The sequence below is a fragment of the Cylindrospermopsis raciborskii Cr2010 genome (assembly GCF_003367075.2).
GTDB lineage: Bacteria > Cyanobacteriota > Cyanobacteriia > Cyanobacteriales > Nostocaceae > Raphidiopsis > Raphidiopsis raciborskii.
Genome location: NZ_CP065936.1, coordinates 1,100,535 through 1,123,903 on the forward strand (window position 1 = coordinate 1,100,535; position 23,369 = coordinate 1,123,903).

The window sequence follows — 23,369 nt, forward strand, 5'->3', positions numbered from 1 at the left end:
CTAACATATCCACAGAGTTTCAACCTTCCCATGCGGGGATGGAGAACGTAGGTTGGGTTGAAGTATGAAACCCAACACCCAGATGGGTCTCGTTACTCGACCCATCCTACAAATAATTGTGTCTCCCTACTTAACACCAAAGTTTCAACCTCCCCATCCGGGGATGGAGAAGTTGAGAAACCAACAAACTCAAGTTTAAGAAAGAGCAAAAACCGCATCATTGAAATCATTGTTGGAATATTGGGTAGCGGTAGCGGGTAAATCCTCAAATCCATAGACTCCATTACCATAGGAACGGAGATGGGGAGATTTATCGGGATTAGCTGACCCAAAGCTAAAATAGGCTACAGGTTCCTGTACGAATCTAGGTGCATTATTGAACTCATTATCTACTTCCGTAGCAACAAGGTCTCGCACATGTTTAGGTGCATTGGCAAACCGGTTTACGTCTCCGTTTTCAGCAGCGACGAAATCTTCTACTCCCTGTTGTAAATTGGGGAAGTAAGTTCCACAGTTAGCAATCACAAAAGGAGCATAAAACTTATTACCTTGAAGTGACACACCAGACCCTAATTGTGTAGCGGTGCTGGGAATATCGCTATTACCTGCTTGTACTATGAAGTCCTTGACTCTAGCAGTGGTGAGAGCATAAAACGCATAATCGCTATCTCCCGGTTTTAAGACCCCTTTCTCAGTATTAATTTCTCCTTGAGCATTCAAGACCTCGTATAGTCCAAATAAGTGGTTAAAATTGGACTTTGTTCCATTTTGGACACCGGTAACTTCATTAGACATGGATAGTCTATTTGTGTCTAAAGACAGATTTCCTCCCCCATTGGTGCTGAAAACCAAACCCGTGGATATATTCACGTTGGGTGCGTAATCAATAATAGGGGTGAGGGTGCGATCGTCATTGGTAATTGTTCCTGTGACTACACTGGTGGTGTCAATGTTGTAACCAGTGCCAGGAGCCAAAGTTAACTCCACTGTTTCATCCCCTTCTACTGTGGTGTCAGCTATGGGGTCAATAGTAACTGTAGCGGTGGATGACCCAGCAGCAAAAGTGACAGTCTTTGTGGTTCCTGCACTGATAATCCCTGTGTAATCCGTGTCTAGGGTAGCTGTTCCCCCAATGGTGTAGTTTACAGCTAGAGTGTTAGTGATGGAACCAGTGCGGGTGAAGGTGTAGATTAGGTTATTATTTCCATCTTCTGTAACGGTGGTAGGGGAGACAGCTAGGTTGACCTGGGTGACTTGGGTATCATCATTGATAATAACACCACTGGCAATATAGTTCAAAGAACTTATTCCTCCACTATAATCCACGCTGTAGTCCCAAGCTGTTCCTTGAACATTACCAGTAATTATCACTTTGACCTGGTCTCCAGCTTTTAATTTGACTGAATTCAGGTCTAAAGATCCCTCTCCAGAGACAAATCCATTAGTTTGGTTTTGCAACACATTATTGACAAGTATCTCCGCTTTATCTGGAATAGCGTACATATTATAGTTCAGCTTAAAGATACCATCTCCTGATGAAATATTGTAAAACTTCTCGGTTACCCCATAACCACCTGAAGCTGACTCTCGGATATTAGTTCCGACAGAGGATGTACCCAAAACTGCTCCTATGGGGTTGGAGAGGGTAACTGTAAACCCTTCATCCGGTTCAAATGTGGTGTCTCCTGACACGTTCACTGTGATGATTTGACTGGTTTCACCTGCTGCAAAACTGACCATACCACTTGGTAGTGTTCCACCAAAATCCGTAACATCTGCTTGGTTAGTGCTAGACCCTGTTACTGCCCAATTAGCACTGCTACTGCCAGTAGTATCTCCACTGCGGGTAACAGTAAAAGTAAAGGCTTTTGTACCTAAGTTCCCTTCCGTTTGAATGGCATTGGTAGGGGCGATCGCCAGTCCAGGAGCAACAACAACATCATCGTTTTGGATAGTTCCTACAGCAGTAGCAGTGGTAATGGTAGCATTGGTCGGGTTGGAGAGGGTAACTGTAAACCCTTCATCTGGTTCAACAGTGGTGTCTCCTAACACATCTACTATGATAGTTTTACTAGTTTCACCTGCTGTAAAATTCACTGTACCAGTTGGCAGGGTTCCACCAAAATCCGTGACATCTGCTGGGTTAGTGCCAGACCCGGTTACTGCCCAATTAGCACTGCTACTGCCAGTAGTATCTCCACTGCGGGTAACAGTAAAAGTAAAGGCTTTTGTGCCTATATTTCCTTCCGTTTGAATGGCATTGGTAGGGGCGATCGCCAGTCCAGGAGCAACAACAACATCATCGTTTTGGATAGTTCCTACAGCAGTAGCAGTGGTAATGGTAGCATTGGTCGGGTTGGAGAGGGTAACTGTAAACCCTTCATCCGGTTCAACAGTGGTGTCTCCTAACACATCTACTATGATAGTTTTACTAGTTTCACCTGCTGTAAAATTCACTGTACCAGTTGGCAGGGTTCCACCAAAATCCGTGACATCTGCTTGGTTAGTGCCAAATCCAGTAACTGCCCAATTAGCACTGCTGCTACTAGTGGTATCTCCACTGCGGGTAACAGTAAAGGGAAAAGCTTTTGTACCTGAGTTCCCTTCCGTTTGAGTGGCGCCGGTAGATGCGATCGCCAGTCCAGGAGCAACAACAACATCATCGTTTTGGATAGTTCCTACAGCAGTTGCAGTGGTAATAGTTGCCCCACCAGTGGCATTAGAGAGGGTAACCGTAAAGACATCCACGCTGGGGAAATCACCATCCACTTCAGGGGTAGTGTCTCCTTGCACATTCACTGTGATCACTTTACTAGTTTCATTTCCTACAAAGTTAACTCTTCCCGAGGGAAAAACACCTCCCACAAAGTCATCCCCAATAGCGGATTCCATCCCATCTATAACAGCTGTAAGTACGGGACTTTGTACTGTATAATCAACACTGACTGGAGTTAAGATATAGCCACTCCGGTTGACAATAAATGTGAATGCCTTGCTACCACTATCTCCCTCAGGTTGGTTAGCATTTTCAGGAGCGATCGCCAATGTGGGAACATCATCTTCTAACTTAGTGATAAAGACATCAAAAGATCCACTATTATTTTGTCCATCCAGGTTGCTATCAGTTATCCCACCTAAATAGATCGAGCCATCTTTTCCCGTGGTTAGGGTGGTTGGATAATTACTACCAGTCAACAAGGGGGGACTTTTCCAGATTTGATCACCGTTCGTACTGTACTTGGTGATAAAGCTCTCAGATGCTTGAAATCCAAGGTAAGAATTAGGGTCAAGCTGGATATCTGGAGAAACCCCCAGATAAATGGAGTTATCATTCCCAATGCTTAAAGATCCTAGATCATCTCCACTAGTACCTATTAGCTTTGTCCAAACTTTACTTCCATCTGAACTGTACTTGCTAATAAATACATCTGATAAACCGCTATTAGGTTGCCCATCTAAATTTCCACCGCTCGTACCACTAACATAGATAAATCCGCTACTATCTGTAGCTAACCCCGATGGTGTTTCATCTTCAATTGTTCCTAATACCCTCGTCCAAATCCGGTTGCCATTTGGATCATATTTACTGACAAATACATCTGTCGCTCCATTGTAGTTTTCTCCATCCAATTTCCACTCAGTATAACCTGTGACATAAATTGATTGGTCACTGCCGACAGTTAAAGCAATAGCCTCTTCATTACCACTAAGTGTTCCTAGTAACTTTGTCCAAATCTTAGTACCACTTGAGTCATATTTACTAACAAAAGCATCGGAAAGTAACTGACCACCTACACTAGTTTGGGTTGGGTCAATAGTGCTTCCTGAGATATATATGGAACTATCACTGCCAGCAACCACTGCATAGGCAATATTTAGACTACCAGTATTTATATCTACCAACTGGGTCCAAACTTCATTGCCATCTGGATCATATTTTCTAATAAACGCTCCCAAACCGGTGCTATTCTGACCACCAAGGTTCCCTCCTGTAACCCCAGCTACATAGATAAATCCATCACCAGATATGGTTACTGCATCAGCAATGTCACCTGCAACAGTACCAAATTGTTTTTTCCAAACATTTGTGCCATTGTCGTCGTATTTGGCAATAAAAGCGTCTTGAAGTCCCCTATTGCTTCCATCCAGATTGCCCTCCGTGAAACCAACTATGTAGAGGGATCCGTCAGTTCCCACAGTTAAGTCCACACCAAAATCAATACCGCTGGTTCCTAATAAACGTGTCCAAGCTACTACGGGCAAGATTGAACCATTCTTTTCTACTTCTACTGTTTTGCCATCAATGGTTACTGATGCTAGATCTTCTTCTGCTTTTAACCGACTAATCTCATCCTTATTTAATCCTTCACCCTGCACCAATGCAGCAAAAATCGCCCCTTCATCTCCGGGACTATCCACTGTATTAATATAAGCATCTACATAATGCCCTATTTCTTCTATAAGCACCTTGCTAACTAAACCTAAAGTGCCCTTCTCTATTAACTTGCTAGACAGATAAATCCTATTCTCACTTGACGAGTAGGCACCATTACCATCGCCTAGAATACCGCCATCTACAATCTCCATTTGCGGTAACTGACTAAAATCCCCTTTTTGCCACTGTAACCTCAGTATTTGGGCATTTTCTCTGTTATATTCCGTACCAAACGCCGTATCCAACACTTGCCAAAAGTCACCTGACAAAGAAAAAACCCACAGCTGGTGCAATGCACTATTTAAGCCCTGATTAGTTATTTTCGCCACGACCAAAAACCTCACACAATTGTTTTTAAAAATAGAGCTGTTGGGAAATAAAAGCATATTTCCGGATGACAGAACTTCCCCCATCCCGATTGAATTTATGCTGCATCTAAATAGAAGTTCCATAGCCCTGCACTGACCAACATCAATTGATCATCAAAATCGGTCACACGATTCCTATATACAGAATGTACACAGTTATATCTCTTAATTCCAGAGTGAGCGTGCTCACACACAACTCGCTGACGACTGAGTTCTCGATTCTCCTCCTTTTGCTGCTGTGTTAACTCCTTACCTTTCGGTTTCTTGTGTGGTAAATGGACATTGACAAATTCTTTCTCCAACCCATGAAAACCCAAATCTCCCTCTATTGCTACTTCATCAGGAATGTATTGCACTATCTCTGATTCATGGAGTAGCCGTTTGTCATGCACTTTACCTGCTCTGGTTTTCGTCAGAATAATCACTCGTTTCTCCCTTGTGCTGACTGTAATCTGCTTGCATGTATGCCGCTTTTTCTTGCCAGAGTAATACTCTTTTTGGCGTTCTCGGTTTTGAGGACGCTGGACTGGACGCTCCGTACCATCCACAATCACCTCCTTCACATCTGGAAACCTTTTGGTGAATTCCTGCTCCTGAGTTTGCGTGCTGGCAAAACTTGCTTTTCTCCTAAAGTGGTTTCTAGCACAGACAGTAGTCGATGTACCCAATCATGAGCACAGGAGCGGTCAAAGTTGAACAACACACTCAGCAAGTCAAACGTCGGATAACATTTGCAGTACAGCAGGATATAAAATAGTTTTTCCTCTATACTTCTGAGTGTAGGCTTGCGTCCGCCCCCGGGCGCACGTTTGCGGTTTGCTAAGGAGTTGAACACGGTGCGTTCATAGGTATCAGCAAACTGAGATAACAGCTCGTTGAATGCTTGGCGGTTAAGTCCAGTCATTGCTCGTAGCAGTCGCTCTTGATTCAGGACGCGGTCTAACTTCAACATTAATGTCACCCTACTTGTCTGCTTGATTATTATCCCTTATTTTCCAACAACTCTAATATTTGGTTAACAGTAGCAATCCTAACAGGGATTATAACATATCTATCTCAAATAAAACAATGAGCATGTTACAAAATGTTACAAATCCCATATCCTCCGTTTGGGTTGCATCAGTTTGAAATCAGTGATTTTTTATCACGCAGCATTACATGTAATTAATAGAGCTGTTGGGTTTCGTTCCTCAACCCAACCTACATTCCAAATTTAGAATTGCTGACTAAATGGCATTTCCAGTCCACCGATTGTACTATAATTCCTATATCCTTACCAAAACCCAACTGGATGTATAAACAAAAGTTACGCCATGGCTTACAGTGAGTTCACCACCCTAGATAAGGTAATAAAAACCTTTAGCTTGCAGGTAGAAGAAGACCAAAATTTGTTTTGTGAGGTCAAACCTCTCCAACCTTCAGATTATCTTCAGCAGACCCTACAGGAGTATTTGCCCTTAGCAACTGCCATTAATACAGAAAAAGCCCGTTCCGAATTTCTCATCGCCCCAGTGTTAGCAGAGCTACGCCGTCAAACTAAACACCAAATCAGTCTGTTTTCCGGTACTGAGTTTAATGTAGATCCGGAAAGGGGTTTGGTGGGATTTTGCGATTATTTAATTAGCCATTCTAAGGAACAGTATTTTATCACAGTGCCAGTCATCGCTGTGGTAGAAGCAAAAAATGAAAATATTAAAGGGGGATTGGGACAGTGTATTGCCGAAATGGTCGCAGCCCAGTTGTTTAATTCCCAAGGAGGGACTCCCTTGACTTATATTTATGGGGTCGTTTCTACGGGGACGGTTTGGAAGTTCTTGCGTCTGGAAAACGCGACTGTTTTTATTGATTCCCTAGAGTACTATATTAACCAAATTGATAGAATATTAGGCATTATGATGTTACCGCTGTGTAAAGCTTACTAAAATACCCAATTAAGACCTTTTGTACGAATAACCGAGCAGATGGGCCTTCTATCAAAATTTTGCCAGATTATTATTCATGGTACCAAATCCCCTACAATAAATATCACTGATACAGAAATTCAGGAGAGTTAAGCCATGCCAATGGCAGTTGGCGTTATCGAAACTTTAGGTTTTCCCGCAGTTTTAGCCGCAGCAGATGCTATGGTTAAGTCTGCTGCTGTCACAATCGTATACTATGGCATTGCAGAAAGTGGAAGGTTGTTGGTTGCTGTTAGAGGACAGGTAGCAGAGGTGAAAACCGCTGTTGCAGCTGGAATAGCTTCCGAAGAAACCGTTTATGGTGGTCAGGTGATTACTCATTACATAGTCCCCAACCCACCGGAAAATGTGGAGACAATTCTACCCATCCATTTCACTTCTAAGTCCGAACCTTTTCGCATTTTTTAACTTGTACCGGTAATTTTATTTATACAGGAGATTAGTAATGTCCCTACAGGCCGTTGGATCTTTAGAAACAAAGGGTTTTCCCGCAGTTTTAGCAGCAGCAGATGCTATGGTTAAAGCTGGAAGGGTAACTTTGGTCGGTTATATCCGAGTTGGTAGCGCCCGCTTTACAATCAATATTCGTGGTGATGTTTCTGAGGTGAAAACTGCCATGGCCGCTGGTGTGGAAGCAGCACAAAATGTCTATGGTGGTACTCTGGAATCCTGGGTAATTATCCCCCGTCCCCATGAAAACGTGGAAGCTGTCTTACCTATTGCTTACACAGATCAAGTCCAGCAATATCGAGACTCGGTGGAAAACCCCATTGTCCGCTCCTCCAGTGGTAGATAGTTTTTGGTAACTATCTCAACCTATCTTTTTGGAATACAAACGGCTTTTGTTAATGCCGACTTAAATGGTGCAGCAAATATTTTAGGCGATTTTACTATGGAACTAAGTGCAGCAAATATAGCAGAATATTGGCGGAAACGACTCGCTGCTGAGTCTCCTGAAAACAGTGATGACGCTAGAAATAGTATTATGCTTTGGCTTTTGGGGTCGGACTTAACCAGATTTGCAGGGTTCACACCCAAAGAATTGGAGATTGCTCAAAAGGCTATGGAATATCGCTGGCGAGTTCTACGACAGCGATATTTAGGTGTGGGAAGGGAACAGGCCTATCGTAATTTGATGGTTCGCTTGGCAAGTGTTACCACAATTAGAAATAAAATTCAAACCTGGGTCTCTTTAAGTCGCGATCGCCAGCGTAGTGTGATAGATGTACTGCAAGAGGTAATTCAGGAAATGCTGCAAAGTGATTCTTATATGCAGCAGCAAATGAGTCTAATTGCCGACGCAACTGGGGATAAAAGGTTACGAGACATGTTATTATTTGCCAGCTTAGAAGAATACTGTTTACGACCTGTGCGTAATCAACCTTTATTGACACATCGGTTTGTCAATTATTTACGCCGCATTCAGCGAGGGGGATTGACTCAAATTCCAGGTAAGGACGTGATTAGACTGGTTTCTGACGAAATATTAACAGAAGATACGGAAAGCAACTTAAATCTTTTAGATGACGAAGCGATCGCCCAGTATCAGGAGGCGCAAAAGGTAGAGGAGCAACAATTGTTACGTCAGGAAGTGCAAGAGAAATTTGAGGAATACCTATTAGAGAAGCTGGGAGAAACAGCGGTGGAGTGGTTGAGGTTATATTTAGAGGGTAAGAGTCAAGAGGAGATTGCTAAAAAGCTGAATCAGCCAATTAAGGAGTTATACAGATTAAGGGAGAAAATTAGTTACCATGCTGTTAAAGTTTTTGCCATCAAGGATAAACCGGAGTTGGTAGAGAATTGGTTATCAACGTCTTTAAAGGAAGATGGTTTAGGTTTAACGCCAAAACAATGGGAGCAGCTGAGGGAGAAGATAAGTCCCCTAGGTAGGGAGATTCTTGATAGAAGGAAAGGGGGGGATTCTCTAGCGGGAATAGGGGAGAAATTAGAGTTGAAGACCCATAAAGTGATAGGTGAGTGGACAAAAGTTTATTTAGTAGCTCAGAATTTAAGGGCCCAAAATTAATTTGATGACCTAGGTTGGGTTGAGAAAACCCAAAAAATCAACGGGGATCTCAATAACAAATCTGACCCAAAAACTATTTGAATCCATATCTACTCATATCCAACTTGATGAGGTAGGTTGGGTTGAGGAGCGAAACCCAACAAACCAACAGGTAGCTCAATAACAAATCTAACCCACGAACCATTTGAATCCATATCTACTCATGCCCAATATGACCACCAAAAACATGCCTTTCTTCCGCTCCCCACATAACATCATAAAATCCCGCTTGAACATAACGATGAAAACTTGAATACTGCCAATCTTTTGGTGCATTTACCAATCCATGACGAACCGGATTATAGTGAATATACTCGACATGATTAATAAAATCTCGATCATCCCGAATTTGATGCTCCCAAAAGCGACGTTGCCAAATTGGCTTTTCACCTTTTTGCTCCTGAGATAAAGTCATTGTTCCCTGACAAGAAACCTGACATTTACGACTAAAATAACTTTTAATTAATCGCCAACGAGTCGAAAAATCCCCATCATTTTCAGGTAATGTCCAAAGACAATGAAGATGCTCAGGCAAAATAACGATCGCATCAATTTTAAATTGGTAGTTTTTCATCACATATCGAAACGCTTCCCTTAGTAAATCTATATTTTCCGATTTACCTAAAATGGGACGACGACAATAAGTAACAAGAGTGAAAAAATAGGTCGCCCCTGGTGTCTTTGCTCGACGATATTCCATATTATAATTAATGAAACAGAAAAGGATAACCCAACAAACCAACAGAGAGAAAAACAGATACCCTTAAAACATTATATAATCCCGTAGGTTGGGTTGAGGAACGAAACCCAACAAACCCCACTGTTAATTATAGTCCATGTGAACTCCTTGTATTATAGGGTGAGCGGTTTGATTTTACTTCCAGCGATCGCCTGTTTTTAAAAATATTTACCGTAGGTTGGGTTGAGGAACGAAACCCAACAAACCCCACTGTTAATTATAGTCCATGTGAACTCCTTGTATTATAGGGTGGGCGGTTTGATTTTACTTCCAGCGATCGCCTGTTTTTAAAAACATTTACCGTAGGTTGGATTGAGAAAACCCAACAAACCCCACTGTTAATTATAGTCCATGTGAACTCCTTGTATTATAGGGTGGGCGGTTTGATTTTACTTCCAGCGATCGCCTGTTTTTAAAAACATTTACCGTAGGTTGGATTGAGAAAACCCAACAAACCCCACTGTTAATTATAGTTTATGTGAACTCCTTGTCTTATAGGGTGAGCGGTTTGATTTTACTTCCAGCGATCGCCTGTTTTTAAAAACATTTACCGTAGGTTGGATTAAGAAAACCCAACAAACCAACAGAGAGAAAAACAGATACCCTTAAAACATCATATAATCCCGTAGGTTGGGTTGAGGAACGAAACCCAACAAACCCCACTGTTAATCATAGTCTATGTGAACTCCTTGTATTATAGGGTGGGCGGTTTGATTTTACTTCCAGCGATCGCCTGTTTTTAAAAACATTTACCGTAGGTTGGATTGAGAAAACCCAACAAACCCCACTGTTAATTATAGTCCATGTGAACTCCTTGTATTATAGGGTGGGCGGTTTGATTTTACTTCCAGCGATCGCCTGTTTTTAAAAACATTTACCGTAGGTTGGGTTGAGGAACGAAACCCAACAAACCAACAGATACCCTTAAAACATTATATAATCCCGTAGGTTAGATTGAGAAAACCCAACAAACCTCACCGTTAATTATAGTCTATGTGAACTCCTTGTCTTATAGGGTGGGCGGTTTGATTTTACTTCCAGCGATCGCCTGTTTTTAAAAACATTTACCGTAGGTTGGATTGAGAAAACCCAACAAACCCCACTGTTAATTATAGTTTATGTGAACTCCTTGTCTTATAGGGTGAGCGGTTTGATTTTACTTCCAGCGATCGCCTGTTTTTAAAAACATTTACCGTAGGTTGGATTAAGAAAACCCAACAAACCAACAGAGAGAAAAACAGATACCCTTAAAACATCATATAATCCCGTAGGTTGGGTTGAGGAACGAAACCCAACAAACCCCACTGTTAATCATAGTCTATGTGAACTCCTTGTCTTATAGGGTGATCGGTTTGATTTTACTTCCAGCGATCGCCTGTTTTTAAAAACATTTACCGTAGGTTGGATTGAGAAAACCCAACAAACCCCACTGTTAATTATAGTTTATGTGAACTCCTTGTCTTATAGGGTGATCGGTTTGATTTTACTTCCAGCGATCGCCTGTTTTTAAAAACATTTACCGTAGGTTGGATTGAGAAAACCCAACAAACCCCACTGTTAATTATAGTTTATGTGAACTCCTTGTATTATAGGGTGGGCGGTTTGATTTTACTTCCAGCGATCGCCTGTTTTTAAAAACATTTACCGTAGGTTGGGTTGAGAAAACCTAACAAACCCCACTGTTAATTATAGTCCATGTGAACTCCTTGTCTTATAGGGTGGGCGGTTTGATTTTACTTCCAGCGATCGCCTGTTTTTAAAAACATTTACCGTAGGTTGGGTTGAGGAACGAAACCCAACAAACCAACAGATACCCTTAAAACATTATATAATCCCATAGGTTAGATTGAGAAAACCCAACAAACCTCACCGTTAATTATAGTCTATGTGAACTCCTTGTCTTATAGGGTGATCGGTTTGATTTTACTTCCAGCGATCGCCTTTAAAAACATTTACCGTAGGTTGGATTGAGAAAACCCAACAAACCCCACTGTTAATTATAGTTTATGTGAACTCCTTGTATTATAGGGTGGGCGGTTTGATTTTACTTCCAGCGATCGCCTGTTTTAAAAACATTTACCGTAGGTTGGGTTGAGGAACGAAACCCAACAAACCCCACTGTTAATTATAGTCCATGTGAACTCCTTGTATTATAGGGTGGGCGGTTTGATTTTACTTCCAGCGATCGCCTGTTTTTAAAAATATTTACCGTAGGTTGGATTAAGAAAACCCAACAAACCAACAGAGAGAAAAACAGATACCCTTAAAACATTATATAATCCCGTAGGTTGGGTTGAGGAACGAAACCCAACAAACCCCACTGTTAATTATAGTTTATGTGAACTCCTTGTATTATAGGGTGGGCGGTTTGATTTTACTTCCAGCGATCGCCTGTTTTTAAAAACATTTACCGTAGGTTGGATTGAGAAAACCCAACAAACCCCACTGTTAATTATAGTTTATGTGAACTCCTTGTCTTATAGGGTGAGCGGTTTGATTTTACTTCCAGCGATCGCCTGTTTTTAAAAACATTTACCGTAGGTTGGATTGAGAAAACCCAACCTACGGGACTATATAATTATTCAAGGTTATACAGCAGATTCTTTTGTTATGATGTACTTCATGAAAGTGGAAAGTGCTGTATGTGTGTATCTCCCTGTTGGTTTGTTGGGTTTCGTTCCTCAACCCAACCTACGAGACTATATCAAAGGAATTTATGTTAAAAGAAGTCAATATTGGCACTTTGATAAAAAGCGATCGCACTTTTCATGGGGGTTGTCCCATGATTGCGGGAACTGGTGTTACCGTATGAAGAATAGTAATCTAGTATAAATTAGGTCGCTCCTGGTGTTTTTGCTCGACGATATTCCATATTATAATTGGTGGAATACAGGAGTATGTTTGGATCAATCCGTTGAAAAAGAATTTTGGTGTCAGACAGGGAATTCATTCCCTGTCTCACCATTGAGAGCGAAATGCGATCGCCTACCTCTAATTCATAGATAAACCGGTCAATTAATCAGAATCTGTCTTACCAGAATACTCATGACCTCCCCTGGGTTACTAGTCGGTATCGGATCACTCCAATCAGTTGCATGGGCATAACCAAGCACATGTAGATAGTGAATCGTACTAATAACTGTCTTTTTCGATCCAATTAACAGGTGCTTTAATGGTTCCCTGCGATCGCTTTCTGGAACTACCGTAGGGCCAACTACTCTAGTTTCGTTGACATTGCCAATAAAATTCTTAGTCTGTGTCATAATTTGATTACCTCTGAGAAAGGGGTGTAAGGTGATCTGGAATTCTTGGCCGAACCGCCCGATCACCTTACTTTTAAGTATAAAACTAATTGAACAGATATGCAAGGGGTTTATAGAAAATAATTAACAAAATTTGTAAATCTTTTCGACTTGTCAAGCATAAATGAAAAGTATAGGAATTTCTGACTCACCCCCTGGTATCCCTTCCCTAGTTTTTTGTAGGTTCGGTTGATGAAGGAAACCCAAGCCAGGTTACATTTATATATTTACTATGTTGGTATAGACGTGGTTAAATATAACCCCAAGGATTTTTAGGAAATCCCCTGTTCTGGAAGTAGCAATTAAGTTGGCTGAAAAGACTAATGATCTGGTTATTGGTTTATGTATATGGTATGAGTTACCAATTAGGAATCTAAGAACCTAATTGCTTGAATCAGGGTGTGACCGTTCAATTGAGATTAAGGATAGTTTATCTATGAATTTAATCGACAATAACGTGCTATTCACCCAGGTCGTTGATAGAGAATCTGTTAGTATCAATGGTGGTGGTCTCTTGGAAATAGTTAATTTGCCTAATGACGTGCTAAATTACTTCCAGAATTTACCATCACAGTTAGAAAATTGGATTCTCGGATATCTTTAAGTAAAGGTAATTGAATTTGGGTTTCAGGTATTGGTGTTTGCGAGAACGCCTACCTGAGACTCAATTTTACCTATAAACTCTTTCCTAAGCGTTCTAGCTAAGTGGGTGGAATTAAATATAAGATGAACGTAGGTTGGGTTGAAGTATGAAACCCAACACCCGCATGGGTTACGCTACCGCTAACCCATCCTACAAATAATTGTGCCTCCCTACTTAAAGCTATAAATTAGATTGCCAACCTCAAGTTTTTAAAAATAAGGTCCCCAATTTCTTCATGGAAGTTGGGGATTTTTTGTGAGGAAGGGGGGATGTATTTTTGAGAAGTTGTTTTTCCTCAAGTTGGTAATTAGGTTGGTTGGAAATATCAATGATCTGGCTATTGGTTTCTGGATATTGTATTAACAAGCAAGCAGTTGAGGGACTTACAAAGAAGCAATCAACTTCTAGCTTAAAACAAATCTAATCACAAGATCAAGGAGTATTGTATCATGCAAGTAATCGAAAAGAACTCATTATTCGCTCAAGTTTCTGGTGAACAGTCTGCTGTTGTTAGTGGTGGTGCTGTTGGAGAGTTTTATGATGCCGCTGCATACGCCATAGTAGCAGCTTTTCTTGGTGTTGATCCTGATCTTATTAAGTTCCAAGCAGTTAACATCTTGTTTGGTCCTCTGGTGTAAGATATCTAATAAGTCATATCAATCACATAATGTGTCATTCTTTCTCAAGTAAACATATTTATTGTTGACTGGGATACACACATTAGACCTCTCCGAAATTGAAGCTCAAATCCCCCATAAACTGGTGGAAATAGAGTTTTAGGAGAGGTCTATTCATTGAATTATGGAGAAATAAATTACATGGCACAAAATAATTTATTTACTGAAATATCAGAAGAAGAATCTGCAACTATTAAAGGTGGTGGATTCCTTGAAGCTGCTGCATATCTCATAGTAATGCAATCACTATTTCCTTTTATTGCGTATAGTCCAGAGGTAATAAATACAGCGCTTTTATTTCTTACTGGTGTGCTATCGTTCCCTCAAAATAATAATACAAACCCAAGCAACCTCTCAAAAGATAATTAGAGATAATTAGAGATAATTAGAAAATTGGAAGGATAGGTCTTTCCCACATTAAGATTTAAAGCTGATTCAATATCAAAAAACAATGGGATTAGACCCCACAAACATGATATACATTCAATAACTATGAAATACCCCCATATTTCCCAACACAGTGAAGAAGACTGTGGCGCTGCTTGCTTAGCGGCGATCGCCAAATATTATGGCAAAAATTTCACTATCACTCGCATCCGAGAATCCGTGGGTACAAGCCAATTCGGTACCACCTTATTAGGTCTACAAAGAGGAGCTAAAACCTTGGGTTTTAAAGCTTCAACAGTCAGAACTTCACCAGAAATTCTCAAAAGATTAAACGAAGCACCCCTACCAGCAATCATTCATTGGCACGGAAATCACTGGGTGGTTTTTTATGGTAAAAAGGGTGAAAAGTATATAATCTCTGACCCAGGAGCAGGGGTACGTTACCTCTGTGAAGAAGACTTTATAGAGGGTTGGAATGATTGGTTAATGCTATTGCTAGAACCCAGTCCAGAAGAGTTTTTAAAAACAGAAGAAGATAAAATAGGTGGCTTTTGGCGTTTCTTTAAACAGGTGTGGAGTTTTCGGGGAATTCTCGCCCAAGCTCTACCGCTCAATTTATTATTAGGACTGCTATCTCTAGCTTCCCCCTTTTTATTACAAATTCTTACTGATGATGTGCTAGTACGGGGTGATACTAAATTACTCACAACTATGGTTATTGCTGTGGTTGTGATGAATCTTATTTCCAGTAGTCTATCTTGGGTGCAATCTAATTTAATCGCCCATTTTGCCCAACGTCTCCAATTGGGACTGGTGATGGAATTTGGTAGACAAATTTTGCACTTACCCCTGTCTTATTACGAAGCTCGTCGCAGTGGGGAAATTACTAGTCGTCTCCAAGATATTAAGCAAATCAATCAGTTGGTTACTCAAGTAGTTGTCAGTTTACCTAGCAAATTTTTTATTGCTCTGATTTCTCTTGGTCTGATGGCTTTTTATAGCTGGAAGTTAACTTTGGTGGCTATGGTAATTGCTGGGGTTATGACTATTACTCCTTTGGTGTTTCAACCTAAATTACAGCAAAAAACCCGGGAACTACTGGTTAAAGATGCGGAAACTCAGGGTGTATTGGTGGAAACTTTTAAGGGTGCTCTAACTCTCAAAACTACTACTGCTGGTAATCAATTCCTAGAAGAGTTCCAAGTTCGATTTGGCAAGTTGGCTAATTTAACTTTGGACACTATGCAAATTGGTATTATTAATAATACCTTTTCTGGCTTTATCTCCTCTATTGGTAGTATTATCCTCCTCTGGTTTGGTGGTCATTTAGTGATTAATCCCAGTGAAAATCTCAGTATTGGTCAATTACTGGCTTTTAATTCGATGAATGCTAATTTCCTGGGTCTCATAACTACTGTTATCAGTTTTGTCCAGGAATTTACCCGCGCTAAAACAGCAGTGCAAAGACTGACGGAAGTGATAGATACCACTCCAGAAAGTGACTATGATGGTAAAAAGCCTTTTGCTAAAATCGCTGATGATGCTAAAATCACTTGCACTAATATCAACTTTCATTATGCTGGGAGACTTGACTTATTAGAAGACTTTTCTTTAACTATTCCCGGTGGTCAAGTCGTGGCTTTAATCGGTAAGTCAGGATGTGGTAAAAGTACCTTGGCTAAATTAATCGCTGGGTTATATACCATCCAATCTGGAAATATTCGCATTGGACTCTATAACCAACAAGATTTGTCTTTAGAATCTTTACGTCAACAGGTGATTCTAGTTCCCCAGGAACCCCATTTCTGGAGTCGTTCTATTGTGGAAAACTTTCGGTTGGGCGCACCTCACGTTAGTTTTGAGCAGATTGTCCGAGCTTGTGAAATTGCTGGTGCTGATGAATTTGTCAGTAAATTACCCGCAAAATATCAAACTATATTGGGTGAATTTGGTGCTAATATTTCCGGTGGTCAAAGACAACGATTAGCTATAGCTAGGGCTATTGTTACAGATCCACCAATTCTAATTTTGGATGAGTCTACCGGGGGACTAGACCCGGTCAGTGAAGCACAGGTTTTAGATCAGTTATTTGAACATCGTCAAGGAAAAACTACTATTTTAATCACCCATCGTCCCCAGGTAATCAATCGTGCTGATTGGGTCATTATGTTGGATGGAGGAAAACTCCAATCCCAAGGATCTTTAGAAGAATTGAAATTCAGACGAGGGGAACACCAAGACTTTATTCTGCTTTAACTTAATCCCTACCCAATTACCCTTCACCCCATCTACCCAGTATGTTTTATACTCATCGACCTAAACTCATATCTTCTGTGGATAATCCCCAGTTCCTCCCTCCTGTTAGTCGTTGGACTTCTTTAGCAGGAATATTCCTAATTGGTACTGTTACTAGTGCTATTGCTCTTGCTTCTTGGGTGAAATATAACGTCACGGTAAAAGTGGATGCTGTGGTTCGTCCTATAGGGGAAGTTCGTGTAGTTCAACCGGAAGTAGAGGGAACTATTAAAAGTATTTTGGTCAAACCAAATCAAACGGTGAAAATAGGTGATGTAATTGCCTATTTAAATACGGATGATTTGCTTATCAAAAAAAGTCAGTTACAAGGTAATATCCAACAGGGTAATTTACAAATATCGCAAGTTTATGCCCAAATTCGTATTTTAGATCGGCAAATTTTGGCTGAAACTCAAGTTGCTCAAAATGCTATTACTTCCGCAAGGGTGGATTTGTTACGTAATCAAAGGGAATATCAAGAACAGCAGGTTAGCACCCAGGGTGAATTTTTAGCCGCTCAAGCTAATTGGCAAAAGGCTAAAGCTTCTTTAGATAAAGCTCGAGCAGATCTGAGTTTTGCCAAAATGGATAAGGAACGCTATCAGGAACTCTCCCAAATTGGAGCTGTGGGTAGACGGGAATTGGAGCAAAAAGCTTTGACTGTTCAGCAAACACAGTCAATCCTGGATACTGAAAGGAAATCTCTGGAAATGGCTAAAATTAAGGTTCAGTCAGCTCAAGTTGCTATTAATCCAACCCCAGCAGCAGTGATGATAGCACAGGAACGTATCGCTCAAGAAACTGCTAGGGGTGTGTCTAATATTGCTAGTCTCAATAAGGAAAAACAAGCTTTAATTGAGCGTCGAGTTCAATTAGAAACTCAGATTAAACAATCTATTAAGGAATTAGAGCAGGTAGAAAATCAGATGCGTAAAAGTATGATTTTAGCTACGAGTAATGGTATTATTCTCAAACTCAATTTACGCAATCCGGGACAGGTGATCCGTCCCAGTGAATCTATAGCGGAAATTGTACCTGATAGTTCGGATCTGTTAATTAGAGCTTTAATTCCTACTGAGGAAATTCAAAAGGTCAATATAGGTCAACAAGTTCAGTTACGGGTTGGTGCTTGTCCCTATCCTGATTATGGAACACTCCAGGGAGTGGTTCAAACTATTTCTCCTGATGTGATTACCAATCAATCTAATAATCAAGGAACGACTAATAGGATGGGGAATGGTTATTTTGAAGCTACGGTTAAACCAGCAAGTTTACAATTTGGTCATGGTCGACATCAATGTTATCTCCAATCGGGAATGGAGGTGAAAGCTGATATTATTTCTAAACAGGAAACTGCTCTGGAATTTATGTTCAGGAAAGCAAGGTTAATTACTGATTTGTAATTTTTGTCAGGTAGGTAATGGACAATAGACTAGAAAAATGGGTGTAGCTCATGGGTCTCAAAAAGGTCAAACTAGCATTAAATTGGTTGTTCTATAAACAATCTATAAAGTTATATGGGGAATCGGAAAAAATTCGAGATGATCTGTTGCAGGAGTCTTTTACTATCCGTCGCGGTTTGGAAGCATTGAAAATTCAACATTGTGATTTATTAAATAACCAAGTAATAGGTTATCCATCCCCAGGTTTTTATCCTATAAATTCTCAATTACTAACTGATTATTTGCCATATAATGAATCACTAGACCAATCAACTAACCAATCATTCAATACTTCAATTTCTGAACATATCAACAGGGTAGAAAACTTTCATCACTCCCTGGTTGAGTTAAGCGATCGCCTGTTTCCAATTTATATTGAAGAGAGTCTACCTTTATCCATTCAGTGTTTGGTAGATTCTTGTTTTCTTGCTCATCCTCACATATCAGTTGATTTTGACATGCCTAGTTCTTGGAGGAAGGAGTCAGCACAATTTAGTCTGCTGACTTTAAGAACTCTTCAGGAATTAATGTCTATAACTGTACCAACTTTTTCCGATCCTCTGTCAATTTATATAAATTTGAAAGACCGGAAAAATATTCGGGAATTAACTCTGGAAATTATTTATCCCGATATTTCTACTTTGTTATTTTATTCTGGGTTACCGGAATTAAAATATCTCAGTAGTAGCTGGGAATTTTTAATTTCTGGTAAATGTTTTTATCATATAGTCAATTACAAAGGTAACTACAAAATAGCCTGGTTTTTTTGCTGGTGAATTGAGGTAAATCCAGATAAATTAACAGAATCAAAATTCAGATCTTAGCTTTCTGACTAGCAGAATAGGTTCTAAATCTTTCTCCACAGTTCAGGAATTTTTCCCATGAGGGGTCAAATACCTCATCCCCAACTAAACAGAATCCATACAATTTATTAGGTAAAGGTTCACCATTTCTTAATGTTGAGAATGCAACATCAAATGCAACATTTATCACCTAATCAGTTAACTGACTCATCCACTAATAAACTGCTGAAGATCTTAGTTATTGATGACCACGAATCGGTTCTCAACGGGACGATTTACATTTTGCAAAAAAACTATCCCAGTGCTGAATTTATAACTGCAACGGATGTGCAAACAACTGTGGAACAGGTAACTAATAGACAACCAGATCTCATAGTTATGGATCTTTCCATACCTGAGAAACAGGGAATGACTGCTCGCACTGATAATGGTATTCAACTACTAAAGACCTTGATGAAACAACATCCCCATCTGAATATTGTTGTTCAAAGTGCCCACAGCAAAACCCTAGTGCGAATTCGGTTAGATATTGAGAGTCATCAAGGAGGTTTTACCATTGCTAATAAAAGTGTTTCTATTCAGGATATGTTGACCAGGGTTGATTGGGCATTACAAGGACTAACTCATACTAAGGATATTAAGGGAATTAACTCGGGAACGGAGGTAAAACCAGAGTGGTTAAAAGTTTTATATTTAGCTTTTGAACGGGGATTACAAGATAAAGCCATTGCTCAAGAAATGTGTGTGTCTGAACGAATGGTACGTCATTATTGGAATAAGTTACAAGATGCTCTCAATGTCTATCCAGAAGTCGGTAAAAATATTCGTATTCAAACGGAGAAACAAGCTAGGGAGGAAGGACTGATTGATTAGTCGATAACAGGAAGTGGGGAAGAAAAAACCGACTATGATCAAGGGCTAAAATTATGCAGTCTAAACCTTGGAAAAAGATTAGGGCATTTTTACCAATCAATCATTTATCAAACTATATATCTAACATTTACCAAAAACAGATTCTCAGTTATTTGGCAATTTTTAATTTACTGAGTATTACTTATCTAATAGTAAATTGGCATTATTTAAACTCTCCTGTTTTGGCAGTTTATATTATTATTGCCAATCTTCTGGAATTGATAATACTACAGCACAAAGATAAAAACCTAAAATCAGAAGTTAAATCCAGACAAACAATCATTGAGATTATTTTTGAAACCATCCATAATGGTCCCCTACAAACCCTAGATAGAATTTTAAGAATACTCAATCAAGTCAATCAGCAAGAATTCTCCCCACATACATTAATGAAAACCACAATTCCAGAATTAACCACAGAACTGGAAAAATTAAACCAAGAACTCAGAGGAATCTATGAATTTTGGCACCGAGAAACTATCTCTCCACACGCTAACCTCTACCTAGATAAAAATCTAGTCATTAATTTAGAAGCTCCCCTACCAGAAATCCTCTATCAGGTCTATACCCATACCCTAGAACGAAATTTCTCCTGTTTTCAAACTATCAAATTAAAAGTCCGCAGTTTTGACCCACTGGATGAAACTGGGTTAACCCTGGAACATAAACGGGGAATTTGTCGTTTCTTGGAAGAATCACTATGTAATGTGGGTAAATATGCAAATGGAGTAACCTGTCTTCAAGTTACTGGTCTCTCATCTATGGGTTGGTACACACTTAGTATTGTCGATGATGGTTTAGGTGTGAACTCATGTAAAGAAGGAGAGGGGACAAAGCAGTTCAAATATTTAGCTCAACAAATTCAAGGTAAATTTCAGAGAATTCCCCAACATCCCCAAGGAACTATTTGTGAATTATCCTGGCCCACAAGTTCTGTGGTTGGGAGTCATCAAACTTAGCTATATTGAGAATATAATAGCTGAGTGTAGAACTTTGACTCAAAGGAAGGCTAAAAAACACTGTGCAGATCACATTTTTAGGGACAAGTTCTGGTGTACCCACAAGATCACGTAATGTTTCCAGTGTCGCGCTGAGACTACCTCAACGCGCAGAACTCTGGTTATTTGACTGTGGTGAAGGTACACAACATCAAATTTTGCGCAGTGACCTGAAAATTAGTCAACTGTCACGCATTTTTATCACCCATCTCCATGGTGACCACATTTTTGGCTTGATGGGACTTTTAGCTAGTTGTGGTTTAGCTGGTAATGTGGAACGGGTTGATATCTATGGACCTGCTGGATTAAATGAGTACCTGCAAGGTGCTTCACGTTATTCCCACACCCATTTTTCCTATCCTATCAAAGTCCATACTGTTCAACCTGGTGTGATTTACGAAGATGAGGAATTTACTGTCACTTGTGGAATGCTCCATCACCGCATTACTGCTTTTGGTTATCGTGTAATGGAAAAAAACAGATATGGGCGGTTTGATGTGGAACAAGCCAAAGCCCTACAAATACCTTCTGGACCAATTTATGGAAAACTTAAACGGGGGGAAACTGTCAAATTGGAAGATGGTCGAATCATTAATGGTAAGGAATTATGTGGTCCAACGGAAATTGGACGTAAGTTTGCCTATTGTACAGATACTGTTTATTGTGATGGTGCGGTTAAATTAGCTGAGGATGCGGATGTATTAATTCATGAAGCTACTTTTGCCCATCAAGATGCGGAAATGGCTTTCCAAAGACTACATTCTACCAGTACAATGGCAGCACAAACAGCTTATGTGGCTGGAGTAAATCAACTGATTATGACCCATTTTAGTCCCAGATATACTCCGGGAAATGACATTGAGTTGAAAGATTTACTTAAAGAAGCTCGTGCAATTTTTCCTAATACCATCATGGCTCATGATTTTATGGTTTATGACATACCCAGAAGAAGGGAAAAGGGATCTGGGGATCCTGATTAAGCTTCTGGCTTTTAATCCCTCTTAAGGGTTATTTTTAGCGTAAACTAAAAGAGTTTTGAATTCTTCAACTAGGTGAATTTTTCCTTGTGCTGTAAAGGATTTGATGATTTCCTCCGCTTTACTATAACCGACGGATTTGGTGTAGAAGAGAATTTTTCCATTAGGATTCATTTTTCTGAGGAATAAATCCACCATGGATTCATCATTGTGATGAATAAAGGGAGCATCTTCAGGAAGATAAAATTCACCAATATGAAAGAGTGCTACCACATCTAACATGGGTAGGGAACGGTCATTAAGAGTGTAGATATCTGTGCACAGTACCTTATAGAATTTAGCCAAATGGCGGTTTTTACGACACATTTCTACGTATGCTTCATGTTCGGGAATTGAAGCAGTAATGCCAATAATTTCATTAGGTTTTGCTAACTTTTGATTTTCTAATCCCAGTATATGATGAGATCCCGTACCAAAATGAAAAATTGTTTGATCCTGAATATCATCCTTTTGTAGATACTCAATTAGTTCCAGATCACATGGACACAAATGAGGTTGCAACCCCCAGGAAGATTTGATGCGATAGAAGTCATTGCCAACCCAATGTGGTAAAACAGGTTGGGTTAAACTTAGGGAGTAGTATAACTGTGCCAGTTGTCGGTTTTTAAAAACAAGATCACGAACTGTTTTTCTTACGGAAGCAACCATCTGTTAAACCTCACTATTTTTTGAACGCAAGAATGAAGTGCTTCTACCAAAAGTCTCTAAGACCTGGTAGAAGCTCAATTACTCAGGAGCAAGTGTAGATATCACCGATGATCTGGTTAGCTGATTTCGTATTTTATTTATCCTAATGCTGCTTAGCTTAACATAGGAAAAATGCTCAAGCATGAAGATTTTGTGAATTTAGTATTATAAGTTGTTAAATGTTTTCCTCAGACCTTGGGCTATTTGTTCCAAAATTCGACTGGGTAAAAAGTGGCGATCGCCTAAAACAATTGGCAATCCGCGATCGCCACTCTCACAAATACGCTGATGAATGGGAATTTGTCCCAGTAAAGGTGCTTCTAGTTCTTCTGACAAGAGTTTACCACCGTCTTTCCCAAAGATGTATTGGGGAGCTTGGAAACTGTCTACATTTTCATTTAGTAAATAGCTCATGTTCTCAATAATCCCCAAAACAGGCACACCTACCTGACGAAACATGTATACACTCCGTCGCACATCCGCGATCGCCACTTGTTGGGGAGTTGTTACCAGAATCACTCCACAAATGGGACTTTCTTGAACGATTGTAATCTGGGCGTCACCTACATCCCGTAGATAATCCAAATTACTTAAGATTTAAGATCAGTTAAATATTTA

General features: G+C 40.0%; 20 protein-coding genes. 13 read left to right on the forward strand and 7 right to left on the reverse strand.

What is annotated here, in order from left to right:
* Positions 1-195: 195 nt before the first annotated feature.
* The 3 genes from C6N34_RS05005 to C6N34_RS05015 all read right to left on the reverse strand — a co-directional run bounded on the left by C6N34_RS05005 (position 196) and on the right by C6N34_RS05015 (position 5,755).
* Positions 196-4,764 carry a Calx-beta domain-containing protein gene (locus C6N34_RS05005; RefSeq protein WP_181884009.1) on the reverse strand — a complete coding sequence of 1,523 codons (4,569 nt, stop codon included), beginning with the start codon at positions 4,762-4,764 and terminating at the stop codon, positions 196-198.
* Between the two features lie 95 nt (positions 4,765-4,859).
* Entirely contained in the window at positions 4,860-5,366 is a 507-nt protein-coding gene (locus C6N34_RS05010) for a transposase family protein (RefSeq protein ID WP_006279026.1), read from the reverse strand.
* The gene (locus tag C6N34_RS05015; RefSeq protein ID WP_072149145.1) at positions 5,363-5,755 is read right to left on the reverse strand and encodes a helix-turn-helix domain-containing protein; all 393 of its coding nucleotides are present in this window, start codon (positions 5,753-5,755) and stop codon (positions 5,363-5,365) included. The genes C6N34_RS05010 and C6N34_RS05015 overlap by 4 nt, the downstream gene beginning before the upstream one ends.
* 361 nt (positions 5,756-6,116) lie before the next feature.
* Between C6N34_RS05015 and C6N34_RS05020 the strand changes: the two genes are divergently transcribed.
* The 4 genes from C6N34_RS05020 to C6N34_RS05035 all read left to right on the forward strand — a co-directional run bounded on the left by C6N34_RS05020 (position 6,117) and on the right by C6N34_RS05035 (position 8,790).
* Positions 6,117-6,725: a hypothetical protein gene (locus tag C6N34_RS05020; RefSeq protein ID WP_057177410.1), complete on the forward strand. Its 609-nt coding sequence runs from the start codon at positions 6,117-6,119 to the stop codon at positions 6,723-6,725.
* Between the two features lie 135 nt (positions 6,726-6,860).
* Positions 6,861-7,172 (forward strand): carbon dioxide-concentrating mechanism protein CcmK, encoded by a 312-nt coding sequence (locus C6N34_RS05025; protein ID WP_006278595.1) that lies wholly within the window; start codon positions 6,861-6,863, stop codon positions 7,170-7,172.
* Positions 7,173-7,209: 37 nt separating this feature from the next.
* Complete coding sequence (locus C6N34_RS05030; RefSeq protein ID WP_006278594.1) at positions 7,210-7,560, forward strand: carbon dioxide-concentrating mechanism protein CcmK; 351 nt, start codon at positions 7,210-7,212, stop codon at positions 7,558-7,560.
* Between the two features lie 96 nt (positions 7,561-7,656).
* Entirely contained in the window at positions 7,657-8,790 is a 1,134-nt protein-coding gene (locus C6N34_RS05035) for a HetZ-related protein 2 (protein ID WP_115539116.1), read from the forward strand.
* Positions 8,791-8,986: 196 nt separating this feature from the next.
* Here C6N34_RS05035 and C6N34_RS05040 read toward each other — a convergent pair whose 3' ends face one another.
* Together C6N34_RS05040 and C6N34_RS05045 are read right to left on the reverse strand one after the other, a co-directional pair.
* Positions 8,987-9,529: an REP-associated tyrosine transposase gene (locus C6N34_RS05040; RefSeq protein WP_057177409.1), complete on the reverse strand. Its 543-nt coding sequence runs from the start codon at positions 9,527-9,529 to the stop codon at positions 8,987-8,989.
* Between the two features lie 3,050 nt (positions 9,530-12,579).
* A complete protein-coding gene (locus C6N34_RS05045; RefSeq protein ID WP_006276235.1) occupies positions 12,580-12,831 on the reverse strand; it encodes a hypothetical protein in 252 nt (83 codons plus the stop codon).
* A gap of 475 nt (positions 12,832-13,306) precedes the next feature.
* On the opposite strand from C6N34_RS05045, the gene C6N34_RS05050 reads away from it, so the two are divergent.
* The 9 genes from C6N34_RS05050 (at position 13,307) to C6N34_RS05090 (ending at position 22,007) form a co-directional block, all read left to right on the forward strand.
* Positions 13,307-13,474: a hypothetical protein gene (locus C6N34_RS05050; RefSeq protein WP_181884045.1), complete on the forward strand. Its 168-nt coding sequence runs from the start codon at positions 13,307-13,309 to the stop codon at positions 13,472-13,474.
* 488 nt (positions 13,475-13,962) lie between these two features.
* Positions 13,963-14,151 (forward strand): hypothetical protein, encoded by a 189-nt coding sequence (locus tag C6N34_RS05055; RefSeq protein WP_115539086.1) that lies wholly within the window; start codon positions 13,963-13,965, stop codon positions 14,149-14,151.
* Between the two features lie 180 nt (positions 14,152-14,331).
* Complete coding sequence (locus C6N34_RS05060; protein ID WP_115539087.1) at positions 14,332-14,559, forward strand: hypothetical protein; 228 nt, start codon at positions 14,332-14,334, stop codon at positions 14,557-14,559.
* 123 nt (positions 14,560-14,682) lie between these two features.
* Positions 14,683-16,833, forward strand: a complete 2,151-nt coding sequence (locus C6N34_RS05065) for a peptidase domain-containing ABC transporter (protein ID WP_115539088.1) — start codon at positions 14,683-14,685, stop codon at positions 16,831-16,833.
* Between the two features lie 41 nt (positions 16,834-16,874).
* Positions 16,875-18,275 carry an HlyD family secretion protein gene (locus C6N34_RS05070; protein WP_057177669.1) on the forward strand — a complete coding sequence of 467 codons (1,401 nt, stop codon included), beginning with the start codon at positions 16,875-16,877 and terminating at the stop codon, positions 18,273-18,275.
* A gap of 50 nt (positions 18,276-18,325) precedes the next feature.
* Complete coding sequence (locus C6N34_RS05075) at positions 18,326-19,090, forward strand: hypothetical protein (protein ID WP_057177668.1); 765 nt, start codon at positions 18,326-18,328, stop codon at positions 19,088-19,090.
* A gap of 189 nt (positions 19,091-19,279) precedes the next feature.
* Positions 19,280-19,990, forward strand: a complete 711-nt coding sequence (locus C6N34_RS05080; RefSeq protein WP_235528937.1) for a response regulator — start codon at positions 19,280-19,282, stop codon at positions 19,988-19,990.
* Between the two features lie 53 nt (positions 19,991-20,043).
* The gene (locus C6N34_RS05085) at positions 20,044-20,988 is read left to right on the forward strand and encodes a sensor histidine kinase (RefSeq protein ID WP_115539089.1); all 945 of its coding nucleotides are present in this window, start codon (positions 20,044-20,046) and stop codon (positions 20,986-20,988) included.
* A 62-nt stretch (positions 20,989-21,050) separates the two neighbouring features.
* A complete protein-coding gene (locus tag C6N34_RS05090) occupies positions 21,051-22,007 on the forward strand; it encodes a ribonuclease Z (RefSeq protein WP_057177666.1) in 957 nt (318 codons plus the stop codon).
* A gap of 21 nt (positions 22,008-22,028) precedes the next feature.
* On the opposite strand, the gene C6N34_RS05095 is transcribed toward C6N34_RS05090, so the two are convergent.
* Both C6N34_RS05095 and C6N34_RS05100 read right to left on the reverse strand, forming a co-directional pair.
* Positions 22,029-22,712: a hypothetical protein gene (locus C6N34_RS05095; RefSeq protein ID WP_006276224.1), complete on the reverse strand. Its 684-nt coding sequence runs from the start codon at positions 22,710-22,712 to the stop codon at positions 22,029-22,031.
* Positions 22,713-22,916: 204 nt separating this feature from the next.
* On the reverse strand, positions 22,917-23,336 hold the full coding sequence (locus C6N34_RS05100) for a P-loop NTPase (RefSeq protein ID WP_115539090.1): 420 nt from the start codon (positions 23,334-23,336) through the stop codon (positions 22,917-22,919).
* Positions 23,337-23,369: the final 33 nt, after the last annotated feature.